Below are 17,707 nucleotides of genomic sequence, written 5' to 3'. Positions count from 1 at the left end.
AGAGGCGACGTTTTATTTTATAAAATATCTATGAATTATCTGTAGAAGGCGGCGTATTCTCCAAACGATTATAAGCTTTAAAAGCTGAAATTGCCGATATAACCCCGCCTACTAAAAATAAAGTCGATCCTCCAACTAAGATGATACGACTGACATATGTTTCCCGTGCTTCTTCGACTTCTTCTTGTAACGCTGTAGGCATATGAATCCTCCTTTATAAAAGTTGTTTTATAAATAGTATATACAAACGCCTAAAATGTGTTAAAATAACTGATGATTTTACGCAGTGAGTAATTAGATGAGTAGGATGCGAGTGGCTAAGTAAATCTTCATCACAAATTTATGTGAACTTCACATAGAGCACATATTAACATTGTATTATGTATATGTACCAAATAAATAAATAAAGTGAATGTAAGTTCTGTTTTCAAAAATTTAAAATCCTTTTATTTCTATATGAAAGTTTTAATCAAGGGTTTTAAAAAATTTGGAAATAGATCTTATGAATATGGAATTCATATAAAAGGGGAATGTCTTATGACAACATATACGAGTGAAATGAGAAAAACTTTAGTTTCAGAAGAAGATGTAGATATTTTAAAAATTATGGCGCATCCAATCAGACTGCAAATTGTAAATGAATTAAGTACGAGAAAAACTTGTAATGTAACACAATTAACAGAGTTACTGAATATTCCGCAATCTACTGTTTCACAACATTTATCAAAAATGAAGGGTAAAGTGTTACGAGCAGAGAGAAGAGGTTTAGAAATTTATTATCATATTAACAATTTAAAAGCGAGTAAGATTGTTAATGTTTTAGGGTATATAAACTAGTGAAATATTTTTATATAAAATAGCCCCTGCTGTTGAGCAGAGGCTATTTTGTGTTGTTTTATGTATTTGTATTTAAAACTTTATAGTTTTTATGATTTACAATTGTTCGATCAAATTCAAAAGTACCACCGCTTACATTTGTAATTTCAACTAAGACCGATTCAGTATAAAGTTTTAATACAGATCCTGTAATCTTTAAATTATTTCGTTGAAAAAGTATAGTATCCCCTACGTTTGCTTTCATAGTACCTCCTTATTAAAGACAGAAATATTTTTTTATTATATATATTAAACCACGGATAGATATATTAGTGAATATTTAGTTTTATTTATTGGGAAAAAATTTGTTCTCTAATAGAAGAGTATAAAGTACTCTTATGTTAAAAGTTATATTTTATTTAAGTTTATCCCGCTATTTGCTGGGCAGTAAGACCCCCACCTCAAAATTCAGTGGAAGCAAAGAAGTTAGGTGGGGGCCCTGCTGCCCATAAAAGCCCGATTGGTGAGGGTTGATTAAAGTTTCACTTTATTATAAGTAAATTGTTTTCAGCATTAGCGAAACAATATTTCTATGTAAATACTGCAGAGAAGCAAATTATTCAAAAAACAGACACTATGTAGCCCAAAACGTAAAGTAGATAAGTAAAGTTTTTTTCAGGAGTATAAGAAAAATATACGTTTATTAATAAGATCTCTAATTGGTAGAATTCCAATTAAAAACATAGAAAAACTTTAATATAAAAAGGTAATCAATTACAAATGGAGAAGTAATATATACGAAAGGAGAGATTTATATGAATAAAGGGAAAAAACAAGTTAGTCAACTTAGTTTTCTGGTGAATTTTATGAACGACAAGGGGAGTCTTGTGAAAATTTAATAGTATTATAGTATCCCCTTGTGAAAAAATGGTTGGGGGAATATATAAATGATAACAGAAATGAATATTAAAGTAGTTTGTGAAGAATCGTTTTCAAAAAGAGAAATAAAAATTTTAGAGACGTTTCTTTCAACTTTATCGGGGCATTCTAATGCTCTCGTTACAAAAGAGGGGATGTTTTTAAACCCATTAAGTAAAGAGAAGAGTGTGATTTATTATCACAACTTTGTATTTGTAAAATCACTTACAGAAGAAATGTGTGCAGAATTAAAAGAAGTTTTAACAAGACGTATTAAAAATGCTTTCATTATGATGGAATTTGTAGAGCCAATTGTTACATTTGAAGAAACAATTATAAACGTATAAAAAAAGTCAGGCTTATGAATTGAGCTAATAAAACCGTCTCTTTAATAAATAGTAAAGAGACGGTTTTATTGTTTCACTTTTTAAAAAAGAGTTCAAAAATAAATGTAAATCGATCTTATACAAAAACTACTTATTAAATAAGTGTTACGTATTTAATAAGTAGTTTTTGTATTTCATCCTTCGTTTTTTGTAACTGATTCTACGTTTTTGACGCTCTGTCTTGTAAGTGCTTACATAAACGAAAACATCTTATACAATGAAGGTGTCAAATCAAAAGAGGTGACCAAAATGAACATAAAAAAAGTAAATTTAGCGAATAGCATTGAAATAGAAAGTGGAGGCGGAAAGGTATGAAAAAATCAACTGTTAATCCATGGTTTGTTGTCCTTGGCACAGTTATAGTACAAATGGGGCTTGGGACGATATATACATGGAGTTTATTCAATCAGCCCTTAGTTAGTAAATACGGTTGGAGTCTTAACGCTGTTGCGATAACTTTCTCAATTACTAGTCTTTCTTTAGCATTTTCAACTTTATTTGCGAGTAAATTGCAAGAAAAATGGGGACTTCGTAAACTTATTATGATAGCTGGATTAGCATTAGGACTAGGATTAATACTTAGCTCACAAGCGTCCTCATTAATATTACTTTATGTACTAGCGGGAGTTGTTGTAGGTTATGCAGATGGTACAGCATATATCACTTCACTATCAAATTTAATAAAGTGGTTTCCAGAGCGTAAAGGTTTAATTGCTGGTATTTCTGTCTCTGCATATGGTTCAGGTAGCTTAATCTTTAAATACGTTAACGCACAGTTGATTGAATCAGTTGGTGTATCGCAAGCATTTATATACTGGGGTTTAATTGTTACAGCTATGATTGTAATTGGTGCTTGTTTAATCCATCAAGCTGCAGATCAAGGAGCAGTTCATGAAACAAAAACTAAGGAATACACAACGAAAGAAATGTTAGGCACAAAACAAGTATACTTATTATTTATCATGTTATTTACATCATGTATGAGTGGCTTATACTTAATTGGTATGGTAAAAGACATTGGTGTTCAACTTGTAGGACTTAGCGCAGCAACAGCAGCTAATGCGGTGGCTATGGTTGCAATCTTCAATACATTAGGTCGTATCATTTTAGGACCGTTATCGGATAAAATTGGGCGTTTAAAAATCGTTACTGGTACTTTTGTTGTTATGGCGAGTTCAGTCTTAGTTCTAAGTTTTGTAGATTTAAATTATGGTATTTACTTCGTATGTGTAGCAAGTGTAGCGTTTTGCTTTGGTGGAAATATCACTATTTTCCCAGCTATTGTTGGTGATTTCTTCGGTATGAAAAACCATAGTAAGAACTACGGAATTGTGTATCAAGGATTTGGATTTGGGGCGCTTGCAGGTTCCTTTATCGGTGCACTTCTAGGTGGATTCAAACCAACGTTCATGGTGATCGGTGTATTATGTGTCGTGTCATTCATTATCGCAATTTTAATTCAAGCACCTAAACAGAAAAAAGAACAAGAAGAAGAGTATCGCAGCGTAGCATAAGTATACAAATCTTCTATAACACTATGATTACGAAAAAGCATCCTATTCTATTAATTAGGATGCTTTTTTATGAGTTATTTTAACAAGGTTAAATTACTTTTGTGATTTTTATAGATGTAAAAGTGAGTGGAATACCCATTTGGAATATAATAAATTGATACATCATATTCGAAATATATATTAAATCTTAAATGATAAAGAAGACATTCATTAGTATTTGTAAGATATATTTTCAGAAAAATATTGAGAAAATATATACTTGAGTTTTTCATAAAGCATTGTAAATGAACGTATCTCTAGTTTATCTTCTTCAATTTTAAAAAGAGGAGTTTGAATTTTATTTATAATATAAGTACATTTAATGCGTTTAGGTATGATTTTATTAAGAAGCATTAAAATACTTTATCTGAAAAATAAAAAAAGATTGACAAGTTTATTGAGAAACATTATCATTTCGGTGTAAGATAGTAAATGAAAAACATTATCAATAAAATGGATTTTAAAGTAATGCGCACTTGACCAATTAGTTTAGTAAGTGTATTATTTTTTACAACATCACTGATAATGAAAATCAATATCATTTATGTTACTTAATGAAATTAATGTTTATGTGAAAGGATAGAGAAAATGAACTTAGGGGAATTTGATGGGCAAACAGTTTTAGTAACAGGTGCAGCACAAGGCATAGGCAGTGTTGTTGCCAAAATGTTTTTAGAAAGAGGAGCCACAGTTATTGCGGTTGATCAAAATGAAGAGGGGTTAAATGTACTCTTAAATCAAAATGAATTAAATAAAACACGTATGAAAACGTTTCGTTTAGATGTGAGTAATAGCGCTGCTGTTGAAGACATGGTAAATCATATTGCAAATGAAATAGCGCCAATAGATATTTTAATAAATGTTGCAGGGGTTTTACGTATGGGACCAATTCATTCGTTAAGTGATGAAGATTGGAATAAAACATTCTCTGTAAATACTACAGGGGTTTTCAATATGTCCCGAGCGGTAAGTAAAAATATGATGTTAAGAAAATCAGGGGCAATTGTTACAGTCGGTTCAAATGCGGCAAATACGCCGAGAATGGAGATGGCTGCGTATGCTGCGTCAAAGGCTGCAACGACGATGTTTATGAAATGTTTAGGACTAGAGCTTGCGGCATACAATATACGCTGCAACTTAGTTTCTCCAGGTTCTACTGAAACTGAGATGCAAAGATTACTATGGGCTGATGAGAATGGAGCTAAAAATATAATTGCTGGTTCTCAAAATACATATAGACTCGGAATTCCATTACAAAAAATTGCACAACCTTCAGAAGTTGCTGAAGCCGTGTTATTTTTAGCCTCAGATAGAGCAAGTCATATTACAATGCACAATTTATGTGTCGATGGCGGTGCTACGTTAGGAGTTTAATCAAAATTCAGGAGGTTATTATATTATGAATGAACATATAGCTGTAAAGGAATTGTCAGAAAAACTTTTAGAAGATTATAAGACTGAATCTTCATTCTTTTTTGCTTCACCAACTCGAACGATATTAGCAGAAGGAGAGTTTACTACAGTAAAGCATCGTGAAATTGAAAATTTCCCAGAGCTTGTGCAAGCGACATTAAGTAATGCGAAACAAGCTGGAAATCCAAATCCTATCGTTGTGGGTGCTTTGCCATTCGATCGTAGAAAAGAAGTCCAACTTATCGTACCAGAATATAGTAGGATTTCTGAGCGTTTACAATTGGATACAACAAATCAGCTTGAAACAAATGAGAACGTAACATTTGAAATGACGCCAATGCCAGACCCTGAAGTTTATATGAATGGTGTGAAGCAAGGAATTAAAAAAATACAGGACGGTGATTTAAAGAAAATCGTTCTATCTAGATCGTTAGATGTTAAATCTTCGGAAAAGATTGATAAGCAAAAACTTCTGCGAGAATTAGCAGAGCATAATAAGCATGGTTATACATTTGCTGTGAATTTACCGAAAGATGAAAAAGAGAACAGTAAGACGCTAATTGGAGCAAGTCCTGAATTACTTGTTTCACGTAATGGTATGCAAGTTATTTCTAACCCGTTAGCTGGTTCAAGGCCACGTAGTGAGGACCCAGTAGAAGATAAAAGAAGAGCAGAGGAATTACTTTCTTCTCCAAAAGATTTACATGAACATGCGGTAGTAGTGGAAGCGGTTGCCGCTGCACTTCGTCCGTATTGTCATACATTACATGTTCCAGAAAAGCCATCAGTTATTCATAGTGAAGCGATGTGGCATTTGTCTACAGAAGTGAAAGGTGAACTGAAGGATCCAAATACTTCTTCTTTACAATTAGCAATTGCCCTTCATCCTACGCCAGCAGTTTGCGGAACTCCGATGGAAAAAGCAAGAGAGGCTATACAGCATATTGAGCCATTTGACCGCGAGTTCTTTACAGGAATGCTAGGATGGAGCGATTTAAATGGAGATGGAGAATGGATTGTTACAATTCGTTGTGCTGAAGTACAAGAAAATACACTGCGTTTATATGCAGGAGCTGGAGTTGTTGCTGAGTCAAAACCAGAAGATGAGTTAGCAGAAACATCAGCTAAGTTCCAAACAATGCTAAAAGCTTTAGGGTTAAGAGATAGTTCACTTAATGAAAAATAGGGGGAAGAAAGAATGCTAGTAGGTTATACAGAATGGCCCAAAGAATTTGCCGATCGTTACCGAGAAGAAGGATGTTGGCTTGGTGAAACATTTGGAGGAGTGTTAAGAGAGCGGGCTGAGAAATATGGAGATCAAATCGCGGTTGTAAGTGGTAAGAAGCATATAACATATAGTGAACTTAATAAAAAGGTAGATCGTTTAGCAGCAGGTTTACTGAATTTAGGAATAAAGAAAGAGGACAGAGTTGTAATCCAGTTACCTAACATTATCGAGTTTTTCGAAATATGTTTTGCACTATTTCGAATTGGAGCGCTTCCTGTCTTTGCACTGCCGTCACATCGAAGCAGTGAAATTAGTTGTTTTTGTGATTTTGGCGAGGCGAGCGCTTACGTTATTTCAGATAAGGCTCTCGGTTTTGATTATCGAAAACTAGCAAGAGAAGTGAAAGAGAAAGTGCCAAATTTACAACATGTAATTGTAGTGGGAGAAGAAGAAGAGTTTGTGAACATAAATGATCTGTATATGGATCCCGTCTCATTACCAGAAGTTCAGCCAAGTGATGTTGCGTTTCTCCAATTATCAGGAGGCACAACAGGTCTTTCTAAATTAATTCCTAGAACACATGATGACTATATTTATAGTTTACGTGTTAGCGCTAAAATTTGTAATTTGAATGCAGAAAGCGTCTATATGGCAGTTCTTCCAGTAGCACACAATTACCCAATGAGTTCTCCAGGGACATTTGGAACTTTCTATGCGGGTGGAAAAGTGGTATTGGCAACTGGTGGTAGTCCAGATGAGGCATTTGCTCTTATCGAAAAAGAAAAAGTTACAATTACAGCGCTCGTTCCGCCATTAGCAATGATTTGGCTTGATGCTGCATCTTCTCGTAATACCGATTTATCGAGCCTAGAGGTTATTCAAGTAGGTGGTGCTAAGTTTAGTGCTGAGGTAGCAAGACGTATACGCCCTACATTTGGATGTACGTTACAGCAAGTATTCGGTATGGCGGAAGGATTAGTGAACTATACAAGATTAGACGATCCGGAAGAAATTATTATTCATACACAAGGTAGACCAATGTCTGCACTCGATGAAGTACGAGTTGTTGATGAAAATGACAACGATGTACAACCGGGCGAAGTAGGTAGTTTATTAACACGAGGTCCATATACAATTCGTGGTTACTATAAAGCCGAAGAGCATAATGCACGATCATTTACAAAGGATGGATTTTATCGCACAGGTGATCTTGTAAAAGTAAATGAACAAGGATACATCATTGTAGAAGGAAGAGATAAAGATCAAATTAACCGTGGTGGTGAGAAAGTTGCTGCAGAAGAAGTTGAAAATCATCTATTAGCACACGATGCGGTCCATGACGTAGCAATTGTATCTATGCCTGACGATTATTTAGGTGAACGCACCTGTGCTTTTGTTATAGCTCGCGGACAAGTTCCGGCAGTAAGTGAATTAAAAATGTTTTTAAGAGAACGTGGTATAGCGGCTTATAAAATTCCAGATCGAATTGAATTTATTGAATCATTTCCGCAAACAGGAGTCGGAAAAGTCAGCAAAAAAGAACTACGTAAAGTCATTGCTGAAAAACTTATTACAGTAAAACAATAATAAAAACCGGAAGGAAGTGATTAGATGGCTATTCCATCTATTTCAGTATATAAAATGCCAGTTGAATCAGAACTACCGAAAAATAAAGTGAATTGGACACCAGATCCGAAACGTGCAGTACTTTTAATTCATGACATGCAAGAATATTTTCTTGATGCATATAGCGATAAAGAATCACCAAAAGTAGAACTTGTTTCAAATATTAAAATGATAAGAGAAAAATGTAAGGAACTTGGTATACCAGTTGTTTATACAGCACAACCTGGTGGGCAAACGTTAGAACAACGAGGTTTATTACAAGACTTTTGGGGTGACGGTATACCTGCTGGACCAGATAAAAAGAAAATTGTTGATGAACTTACTCCTGATGAAGATGATATATTCCTAACAAAATGGAGATATAGTGCATTTAAAAAGACAAATCTATTAGAAATTTTAAATGAACAAGGAAGAGATCAACTCATTATTTGCGGTATTTATGCGCATATTGGCTGTCTTTTAACAGCTTGTGAAGCATTTATGGATGGTATAGAGCCGTTCTTTGTAGCAGATGCAGTTGCTGATTTTTCACTAGAGCATCATAAACAAGCATTGGAGTATGCATCTAATAGATGTGCAGTAACGACATCAACAAACCTACTGTTAAAAGATTTACAAAGTGTAAAAGGTGATGAGGGTGAAGGAATCACTATACAGGAAGTGCATGAACTAGTTGCACAACTACTTCGTGAGCCAGTAGAGAGTATTGATATTGATGAGGACTTATTAAATAGAGGGCTTGATTCGGTCAGAATTATGAGTTTAGTAGAGAAGTGGCGTCGTGAAGGGAAAGAAATCACTTTTGCAGATTTAGCAGAACGTCCAACTGTTGCAGGTTGGTACAGTTTACTATCTTCACAAACAGCACAGGTGCTGTAACAAATAGACTACATAATAAAGGGGTAGTAAAGAATGCCTAACAGTCAAAAGATTCGTCATTCGTTATCATCTGCGCAGTCTGGTATGTGGTTTGCGCAACAATTAGATCCGCTTAATCCAATTTATAATACTGGGGAATATGTAGAAATAAACGGAAATATTCATCAAGACATTTTTGAATTAGCTGTACGTAAAGTTGTAATGGAAACAGAAGCACTTCATGTTCGCTTCGAAGAGGATGAAATTGGCCCATGGCAAGTTATTGAAGAATCACAGTTTCATATGCATTTTATTGACGTTCGTAAAGAAGAAAATCCTGAAGAAGCTGCTAAAGTATGGATGAAAAATGATTTATCTATGCCAGTCGATTTGAAAAAAGATACTTTATTTACTGAAGCACTTATTCAAGTTGAAAATAATCGTTTCTTTTGGTATCAGCGCATCCATCACATTGTGATGGATGGCTATGGATTTTCACTTCTTAGCCAAAAAGTAGCGAATGAGTATACATCACTTATAGAAGAAACAAACAAGAATGAAAAACCATTTGGTTCTCTTGCAAAAGTCGTGCAAGAAGATATTGAGTATCGTGAGTCTAAACAATTTCAGGAAGATCGTACTTTTTGGTTAGAAAAGTTTGCAGATGCCCCAGAAGTTGTAAGTTTGGCAGAACGAGCACCGAGAACATCAAATGGATTTTCACGAGAAACAGCTTATTTATCTAGTTCTAGCACGAAAACTTTACTAGAAGATATCAATATTTCGTTAACAAGTTGGCCGGAATTCATTGTGGCTGTAACAAGTATTTATATGCATAAATTAACAGGTGAAAATGATATTGTTTTAGGTTTACCGATGATGGGACGTCTAGGTTCTGTATCTATTCATACACCAAGTATGGTAATGAATTTAGTTCCACTTCGTATTACAGTAACTCCAAATATAACTCTTGCGGAATTATTGCAGCAAGTTTCTAAAGAAATCCGAGATGTACGTCGCCATTATAAATACCGTCATGAGGAATTAAGAAGAGATTTAAAGTTACTAGGTGAAAATCAAAGGTTGTTTGGACCGTTAGTGAATGTTATGCCTTTTGATTACGGGCTTAATTTTGCTGGAAATCGTGGTATTACGCATAACTTATCAGCAGGACCTGTCGATGATTTATCGATAAATGTATATAAACGTTTTGATCAAAATGAGATAATGATTCATTTTGATGCAAATCCTGAAGTATATAATAACGCGGAGCTAGCATTGCATAAAGAAAGATTTATGAATCTATTTGAATTAGTAATAAATAATTATGAGAAAAACGAGTCGATTGGAAAAATAAACATTACTCTGCCTGAAGAAAATCATAAAGTTTTATTGGAATGGAATGAAACGAAGGAAGACGATGAATTAATCAGTCTGCCTATATCATTTGAAAAACAAGTGAAAAAAAATCCCAATAAACTAGCGATTACTTGTGACGGTGTAATCCTTACGTATAAAGAGCTAAATGAACGAGCGAATGAACTAGCACATTATTTAGTAGAAGAAGGAATACGACCAAATCAGTTTGTAGCTTTAGTATTCCCTAGATCAATAGAAATGGTAGTTAGTATGCTAGCAGTCTTAAAGGCTGGTGCAGCGTATTTACCAATAGATCCAGAATACCCAGCAGATAGAGTTACTTATATAGTAAATGATGCAAAACCAGTTTGTATCATAACACATTCATCTGTTTCATCTAAGTTAGTTATAGAAAAGGATATGAAAAAAATTGTATTAGATGACGAAGAAACGAAACTAGCGTTACATACATATTCTCGTATGAATATAGCATGTAAGAATGATGTATCACTGTTAAACCCAGCCTATACAATATATACTTCAGGCTCAACAGGAAACCCAAAAGGTGTAATTGTTCCTATGAGAGGTTTAAGTAACTTTTTAATGGCTATGCAACAAAAGTTTTCATTAAATGAAAATGATCATTTATTAGCAGTTACAACGTTTGCATTTGATATTTCTGCACTAGAAATTTATTTACCTCTTATTAGTGGTGCAAGTTTAACAATTGCGCAAAAAGAAGACATACAAGAGCCTTCTGCATTAACGACACTTTTACATGAAGAAAGAGTGACCATTATGCAGGCTACACCGACGCTTTGGCAGGCGTTAGTAACTGATTATCCAGAGAAGCTACAAGGGCTAAGCATACTTGTTGGTGGTGAAGCTCTTCCAGCGCATTTAGCAAATAAATTACGAGAATTAGGTTGCTCAATAACTAATTTATATGGACCAACTGAAACGACGATTTGGTCTACTTTCATGAACATTGATGAAGGTGAAAAGGGCATACCTCCTATTGGAAAACCAATTTGCAATACAGAAGTGTATGTATTGGATGCAGGGTTACAACCAGTGCCACCTGGAGTTATTGGGGAATTATATATTGCAGGGGAAGGACTTGCAAGCGGATATTTAGGAAAACCTGAGTTAACAGCTGAACGGTTTGTTGCAAATCCTTATGGAGAATCAGGGAAGCGCATGTACCGTACAGGAGATCTTGTGAAATGGCGTAGTGATGGTGCGTTAGAGTACATTAGTCGCGCAGATCATCAAATTAAAATTCGTGGATTCCGAATTGAATTAGCTGAAATTGAAACGGTATTACAACGACATGAAAATATTCAACAAGCGGTAGTAATGGTACGAGAAGATCGTGCAAATGATAAACGCATCATTGCGTATATCGTTGCAGAAGAAAAGGAACCGATTAATCTTTCAGAAATTCGTTCTTATGTTTCAGAAAGTTTAGCGAATTATATGATACCATCGACATTTGTTGTGCTAGAAGTATTACCATTAACGCCAAATGGTAAGGTTGACAGAAAGAAATTACCTGCTCCTGATTTTAATGGAATGAACAATGAGAGAGTTGCTAGAAATCCGAAAGAAGAAATATTATGTGATTTATTTGCAGAAGTACTTGGTGTTTCTCGAATTGGCATTGATGATAATTTCTTTGAAATGGGTGGACATTCACTTCTCGCATCTCGTTTAATGGCAAGAATTCGTGAAACGTTAAGTGTGGAATTAGGAATTGGGAAACTATTTGAATCACCAACTGTTGCCGAACTGGCGAAACAATTAAACCATGCAAAAAGCGCAAGACCAGCTATTCAGAAAGCAAGTAGGCCAAATGAAGTTCCACTTTCATTTGCACAGCGCAGGTTATGGTTCTTAAATTGTTTAGAAGGTCCAAGTCCTACTTATAATATTCCGCTAGTCATTCGTATGAATGGAATATTGAATCGGGAAGCATTACAAGGTGCTTTTTATGATGTAGTTGAGAAACATGAAACACTTAGAACAATTTTCCCTAACGTATTAGGTAGTTCCTATCAGAAAATTTTAGATATGGAAAACTTAAATTTAGAAATGGTTATAACTAATACATGTAAAGATGAATTAGAAAGTGTACTTTCAGAGGCGGTAAGATATAGCTTTAACCTCGATTTTGAGCCGGCAGTTCGTTTGCAACTTTTTACAATGAGTGAAAACGAACATGTATTATTAATTCTATTACATCATATTGTAGGTGATGGCTGGTCATTACAGCCGTTAACGAGAGATTTTACAGCGGCGTATAAAGCGCGAAGTCAAGGTGACAGAGTTCAGCTGGAGACACTACCAGTTCAATACGCAGATTATGCACTTTGGCAACAGCAATTGCTAGGTGATGAAACGACACAAGAGAGTCTTATTTCAACACAATTAGATTTTTGGAAAGAAGAACTTAAAGGTTTACCAGACCAAATGGAGTTACCTACAGATTTCCAGCGTCCAATTGAGACGAGTTACCGCGGGGAAACAATTCATTTTCATATAGATGAAGGTATGCATAGTAGGTTAGTAGAGCTTGCACGTAAAAATGGAGTTAGTTTGTTTATGGTATTGCAAGCAGGGCTTAGTGCACTATTTACAAGATTAGGTGCAGGCACTGATATACCAATTGGAAGTCCGATTGCTGGAAGAAATGATGATGTACTTTCAGATATTGTTGGTTTATTTGTAAATACATTAGTGTTACGTACAAATACTTCAGGAGATCCAAGTTTTAAAGAATTATTAAATAGAGTGAAGCAGGTAAATCTTGCAGCTTATGAAAATCAAGATGTTCCATTTGAAAGGCTTGTTGAAGTATTAAATCCAGTACGTACTCGAAACAGCCATCCGTTGTTTCAAGTTATGTTAGCTTTTCAAAATACACCAGAAGCAACGTTTCATGTACCAGATTTAGAAGCGAGCCTTGAAATTCAAAGCGTTGGTTCTGCAAAATTTGATTTAACATTTGAAATTAGTGAGAGTAACGGGGTTGATGGTACTCCGAACGGTTTACATGGATTACTAGAGTTTAGTACCGATTTATATAAACGTGAAACGGTTCAAAAACTAATAGAACGATTCATTTTGTTATTAGATGATGCAACTACAAATCCAGATCAATCCATTGGCAGATTAGAAATATTAACTTTAGCAGAGAAAAATACAGTGTTAGAAAAGTGGAATGGTGGTTTTCAAATTGCACCAGAAATGACATTGCCACAATTGTTTGAAAAGCAGGCTCATATAAATCCAAATTCTATTGCTGTTGTCTTTGAAGATAAGAAATTAACTTATGAAGAGTTAAATAGAAAAGCAAATAAAATAGCTCGATTCCTAATAGCAAAAGGGATTGGTCCTGATCAACTCGTTGCTTTAGCGATGCCAAGATCATTAAACATGGTTGTAAGCTTATTAGCTGTTCTTAAAGCTGGTGCTGGATACCTTCCGTTAGATCCAGATTACCCAGCAGACCGTATTTCATTTATGCTACACGATGCGAAACCATCATGTGTTTTAACGAATTCAGAAGTGGAAATTGAATGTAATGAGGCACTAAAAGTTTTAGTTGATGATGTGAAAGTAATAGCAGAGGTTGAGAAATATAGTGAAGACAATATTGATGAAGTGGAACGAATTAAGCCATTATCTCCATCACATATTGCTTACGTTATTTATACGTCAGGGTCAACGGGCAGACCGAAAGGCGTTATGATACCTCATCAAAATGTAGTGAGACTTTTAGGAGCAACTGATCATTGGTTCCAGTTTGACGGAAACGATGTTTGGACGATGTTCCATTCATATGCTTTTGATTTCTCGGTTTGGGAAATTTGGGGACCTTTATTATACGGAGGGCGTTTAGTTGTAGTCCCACATACTGTAAGTCGCTCGCCGAAAGAATTTTTACAGCTTCTTGTTAAAGAAAAGGTTACGGTTTTAAACCAAACTCCATCAGCGTTCTACCAATTGATGCAAGCAGATCGTGAAAATGAAGAGATTGGCCAAAAATTATCTTTACGATATGTTGTTTTTGGAGGAGAAGCACTTGAGCTAAGTCGCTTAGAAGATTGGTATAGTCGACATCCTCATAACGCACCAAAGCTTATTAATATGTATGGTATTACAGAGACGACAGTACATGTTAGTTATATTGAATTAGATGAAACTATCGTCTCTTTACGGGCAAATAGTTTAATTGGGTGCAGTATACCTGACCTTAAAGTGTATGTGTTAGACAACTATTTACAACCAGTCCCACCTGGAGTAGTTGGAGAAATGTATGTTGCAGGTGCAGGACTTGCGCGTGGATATTTAGGAAGAGCAGGATTAACGGCTGAACGCTTTATCGCAGATCCATTTGGCAAGCCAGGTACAAGAATGTATCGTACAGGAGACTTAGCTCGCTGGCGTAATGATGGGACGCTAGATTATATAGGACGTGCAGATCATCAAATCAAAATTCGTGGATTCCGAATTGAATTAGGAGAAATAGAAGCAGTCATAATGAAGCACCCTAAAGCTGAGCAAGTAGCCGTTATTGTACGTGAAGATCAACCAGGGGATAAACGGTTAGTTTCTTATATCGTTGCATCAAATAATGAAGCAATTGATACGAATGAAATGCGTCAGTTTGCTAGTGGTAGTTTACCAGATTATATGGTTCCATACGCTTTTGTAGTAGTAAATGAGTTACCTTTAACTCCAAACGGTAAATTAGATAGAAAGGCATTGCCAGCTCCAGCATTTATCGCATCATCTTCTAGTCGTGGTCCAAGAACACCGCAAGAAGAAATGTTATGTGACTTGTTTACAGAAGTGCTAAGTGTATCTCAAATTGGAATTGATGACGGATTCTTTGATCTTGGTGGTCATTCACTCCTTGCAGTGCAGCTTATGAGCCGCATGAAAGAGGAGCTTGGAGTGGAACTAAACATTGGTACTTTATTTGCAGCACCGACTGTTGCAGGGTTAGCTGAAAGACTTGAGATGGGGAATGGTCAAAGTGCACTTGATGTGTTGCTTCCATTACGAGCAAGCGGGGATCAATTACCACTATTTTGTGTACATCCAGCAGGTGGATTAAGTTGGTGCTATGCAGGACTTATGAAATCTTTAGGAACAGATTATCCAATTTATGGTGTGCAAGCACGTGGTATTGCTAAAAATGAAGAACTTCCAAAAAGTTTAGAGGAGATGGCGGCGGATTACTTGAAACACGTTCGTGAAGTACAGCCTCATGGACCATATCGTTTATTAGGTTGGTCGCTTGGAGGAAATGTTGTGCATGCAATGGCGGCGCAATTACAAAATGAAGGGGAAGAAGTAGAATTACTCGTTATGCTTGACTCTTATCCTGGACACTTCTTACCGAATACGGAAGCGCCTACTGAAGAGGAAGCGTTAATTGCATTACTTGCTTTAGGCGGATATGACCCAGATAACATGGATGGTAAACCACTTACAATGGAAAGTGCAGTTGAAATCCTTCGTAAAGATGGAAGTGCATTAGCAAGTCTTGAAGAAGAGACTATATTGAACTTGAAAGAAACATATGTAAATTCAGTAGGGTTGTTAGGGAAATATGTACCGAAAGTTTATAACGGAGATATCCTGTTCTTTAGATCTACTGTTATACCAGACTGGTTTGATCCTATTTCTCCAAATACGTGGCTAAATTATTTAGACGGGCAAATTGTGCAGCACGATATTGATTGTAGACATAAAGATCTATGTCAGCCAGGTCCGCTTACGGAAATTGGACAAGTATTAGCGAAATATTTGCAGAATAAGAAAGGGGTAAGTAGAGTATGACGAATCCATTTGAAAATGATAATTACACATATAAAGTATTAATAAATGAGGAGGGCCAGTATTCTCTCTGGCCTGCTTTTCTCGATGTACCTATTGGCTGGAATATCGTATATGAAGAAGCTAGTAGGCAGAGCTGCTTAGAATATGTTGAATATAACTGGAAAGATTTGAATCCAAAAAGTAATCAAGTTCGCGAAAAAACATTAGCAGGAAAACGATAATGAAAGAAAAACTAAATCCAAAAGTAGTTGTAAGTATCGTTTATATAACTGCGATGTTTATGGCTGCGATGGACGCAACGATTGTAAATGTAGCACTGCAAACGATAAGTAGAGAACTACAAGTACCTGCATCTGCAATGGGGACGGTTAATGTTGGGTATTTAGTTAGTTTAGCTGTTTTCCTTCCGATTTCTGGTTGGTTAGGAGATCGATTTGGTACGAAAAGAGTATTTTTAATTGCTCTTTTCGTATTTACAATTGCCTCTGCTTTATGCGGAATGGCTAACGATATTACTTCATTGAATATTTTCCGTATTATTCAAGGTGCTGGTGGAGGGCTTTTAACGCCGGTCGGAATGGCAATGTTATTTCGAACATTTTCACCAGAGGAAAGACCGAAGATTTCTCGGTTCATTATACTTCCAATTGCTGTAGCACCAGCAATTGGTCCTATCATCGGTGGTTTCTTTGTAGATCAAATGTCTTGGCGTTGGGCATTTTATATTAATCTACCGTTTGGAATCGTTGCATTGCTATTTGGACTTCTATTTTTAGCAGAGCATGTTGAAAAATCAGCTGGTCGCTTTGATTCGCTCGGCTTTATTTTATCAGCACCAGGATTTGCGATGCTCATATATGCGCTCAGCCAGGGACCATCAAAAGGGTGGATTTCTCCAGAAATTATGAGTACTGGGATAGCTGGGGGGGTATTCATTACATTGTTTATAATCGTAGAACTGAAAGTAAAGCAACCGATGTTAGATTTACGTTTATTAAAAGAACCAGTGTTTAGAAAGATGAGTCTTATATCATTATTTTCATCAGCTGGTTTACTAGGAATGTTATTTGTTTTTCCACTTATGTATCAAAATTTGATAGGAGTTTCCGCGCTGGAATCAGGACTTACGACATTTCCAGAGGCGATTGGATTAATGATTTCTTCACAAATTGTGCCATGGTCATATAAAAAATTAGGAGCGCGAAAGGTAATTTCTATTGGATTAATTTGTACCGTGGTTATCTTTGTTTTATTAAGTTTTGTAAATCACGATACGAATCCGTGGCAAATCCGCGCATTATTGTTTGGTATCGGTATTTTCTTAGGTCAATCTGTCGGTGCGGTTCAATTTTCTGCCTTTAACAATATCACGCCGCCTTCTATGGGGAGAGCTACTACTATATTCAATGTGCAAAATCGATTAGGTTCAGCAATAGGAGTAGCTGTTTTAGCTAGTATACTAGCTGGTTTTGGAAGTAATAACGCTCAATCCGATTTTTTACCATATCAAGCAGCATTAATTGGATCAGCAATATTTTTGCTCATAGCACTACTATTTTCTTTACGTATTTCCGATAAAGAGGTAATGTCAAAGAAGAAAGAAAAAACATTATCTGTATCAGAAAAAGAGAAAGTACTTGTCAATGAATAACAATATACGCATGCTTTCTTATGAAAATTGATATTCGTTGAATAAA

At 35.6% G+C, this 17,707-nt stretch carries 12 protein-coding genes; 10 read left to right on the top strand and 2 right to left on the bottom strand.

All coding sequences use genetic code 11. From position 1 onward, the window contains the following. Positions 1-28: 28 nt before the first annotated feature. A complete protein-coding gene (locus ACUN13_RS12550) occupies positions 29-202 on the bottom strand; it encodes a hypothetical protein (protein WP_001141668.1) in 174 nt (57 codons plus the stop codon). A 335-nt stretch (positions 203-537) separates the two neighbouring features. On the opposite strand from ACUN13_RS12550, the gene ACUN13_RS12545 reads away from it, so the two are divergent. After that, entirely contained in the window at positions 538-837 is a 300-nt protein-coding gene (locus tag ACUN13_RS12545; RefSeq protein ID WP_000214801.1) for an ArsR/SmtB family transcription factor, read from the top strand. A 58-nt stretch (positions 838-895) separates the two neighbouring features. On the opposite strand, the gene ACUN13_RS12540 is transcribed toward ACUN13_RS12545, so the two are convergent. Beyond that, positions 896-1,081, bottom strand: coding sequence for a YkvS family protein (locus tag ACUN13_RS12540; RefSeq protein ID WP_000646793.1), 186 nt, complete (start codon positions 1,079-1,081; stop codon positions 896-898). Between the two features lie 682 nt (positions 1,082-1,763). Here ACUN13_RS12540 and ACUN13_RS12535 point away from each other — a divergent pair. The 9 genes from ACUN13_RS12535 to ACUN13_RS12495 all read left to right on the top strand — a co-directional run bounded on the left by ACUN13_RS12535 (position 1,764) and on the right by ACUN13_RS12495 (position 17,661). Continuing rightward, on the top strand, positions 1,764-2,081 hold the full coding sequence (locus ACUN13_RS12535; protein WP_000627302.1) for a hypothetical protein: 318 nt from the start codon (positions 1,764-1,766) through the stop codon (positions 2,079-2,081). A gap of 350 nt (positions 2,082-2,431) precedes the next feature. Further along, on the top strand, positions 2,432-3,634 hold the full coding sequence (locus ACUN13_RS12530) for an L-lactate MFS transporter (protein WP_000750111.1): 1,203 nt from the start codon (positions 2,432-2,434) through the stop codon (positions 3,632-3,634). Positions 3,635-4,261: 627 nt separating this feature from the next. After that, on the top strand, positions 4,262-5,047 hold the full coding sequence (gene dhbA, locus ACUN13_RS12525) for a 2,3-dihydro-2,3-dihydroxybenzoate dehydrogenase (protein WP_001048437.1): 786 nt from the start codon (positions 4,262-4,264) through the stop codon (positions 5,045-5,047). A 25-nt stretch (positions 5,048-5,072) separates the two neighbouring features. Then, a complete protein-coding gene (gene dhbC / locus ACUN13_RS12520; protein ID WP_001002068.1) occupies positions 5,073-6,272 on the top strand; it encodes an isochorismate synthase DhbC in 1,200 nt (399 codons plus the stop codon). Positions 6,273-6,284: 12 nt separating this feature from the next. Next, on the top strand, positions 6,285-7,901 hold the full coding sequence (locus tag ACUN13_RS12515) for a (2,3-dihydroxybenzoyl)adenylate synthase (protein WP_445423806.1): 1,617 nt from the start codon (positions 6,285-6,287) through the stop codon (positions 7,899-7,901). A 24-nt stretch (positions 7,902-7,925) separates the two neighbouring features. Next, positions 7,926-8,819, top strand: a complete 894-nt coding sequence (locus tag ACUN13_RS12510) for an isochorismatase family protein (RefSeq protein WP_445423805.1) — start codon at positions 7,926-7,928, stop codon at positions 8,817-8,819. Between the two features lie 33 nt (positions 8,820-8,852). Beyond that, complete coding sequence (locus ACUN13_RS12505; RefSeq protein ID WP_445423804.1) at positions 8,853-16,010, top strand: amino acid adenylation domain-containing protein; 7,158 nt, start codon at positions 8,853-8,855, stop codon at positions 16,008-16,010. After that, entirely contained in the window at positions 16,007-16,231 is a 225-nt protein-coding gene (locus ACUN13_RS12500) for an MbtH family protein (RefSeq protein WP_000184055.1), read from the top strand. Before ACUN13_RS12505 ends, ACUN13_RS12500 begins: the two co-directional genes overlap by 4 nt. Continuing rightward, a complete protein-coding gene (locus ACUN13_RS12495; protein ID WP_000660188.1) occupies positions 16,231-17,661 on the top strand; it encodes an MDR family MFS transporter in 1,431 nt (476 codons plus the stop codon). Before ACUN13_RS12500 ends, ACUN13_RS12495 begins: the two co-directional genes overlap by 1 nt. Positions 17,662-17,707 lie beyond the last annotated feature (46 nt).

It is taken from the genome of Bacillus cereus group sp. Bce041 (genome assembly GCF_052646455.1).
This window is presented reverse-complemented; position numbering and strand designations above follow the sequence as displayed.

Bases quoted from the DNA above. Each gene is read 5' to 3' on its own strand.
- ACUN13_RS12515 (WP_445423806.1), top strand. From the start codon at position 6,285: ATGCTAGTAGGTTATACAGAATGGCCCAAAGAATTTGCCGATCGTTAC.
- dhbC (WP_001002068.1), top strand. From the start codon at position 5,073: ATGAATGAACATATAGCTGTAAAGGAATTGTCAGAAAAACTTTTAGAA.
- ACUN13_RS12510 (WP_445423805.1), top strand. From the start codon at position 7,926: ATGGCTATTCCATCTATTTCAGTATATAAAATGCCAGTTGAATCAGAA.
- ACUN13_RS12495 (WP_000660188.1), top strand. From the start codon at position 16,231: ATGAAAGAAAAACTAAATCCAAAAGTAGTTGTAAGTATCGTTTATATA.
- ACUN13_RS12530 (WP_000750111.1), top strand. From the start codon at position 2,432: ATGAAAAAATCAACTGTTAATCCATGGTTTGTTGTCCTTGGCACAGTT.
- ACUN13_RS12540 (WP_000646793.1), bottom strand. From the start codon at position 1,081: ATGAAAGCAAACGTAGGGGATACTATACTTTTTCAACGAAATAATTTA.
- ACUN13_RS12545 (WP_000214801.1), top strand. From the start codon at position 538: ATGACAACATATACGAGTGAAATGAGAAAAACTTTAGTTTCAGAAGAA.
- ACUN13_RS12550 (WP_001141668.1), bottom strand. From the start codon at position 202: ATGCCTACAGCGTTACAAGAAGAAGTCGAAGAAGCACGGGAAACATAT.
- dhbA (WP_001048437.1), top strand. From the start codon at position 4,262: ATGAACTTAGGGGAATTTGATGGGCAAACAGTTTTAGTAACAGGTGCA.
- ACUN13_RS12535 (WP_000627302.1), top strand. From the start codon at position 1,764: ATGATAACAGAAATGAATATTAAAGTAGTTTGTGAAGAATCGTTTTCA.
- ACUN13_RS12505 (WP_445423804.1), top strand. From the start codon at position 8,853: ATGCCTAACAGTCAAAAGATTCGTCATTCGTTATCATCTGCGCAGTCT.
- ACUN13_RS12500 (WP_000184055.1), top strand. From the start codon at position 16,007: ATGACGAATCCATTTGAAAATGATAATTACACATATAAAGTATTAATA.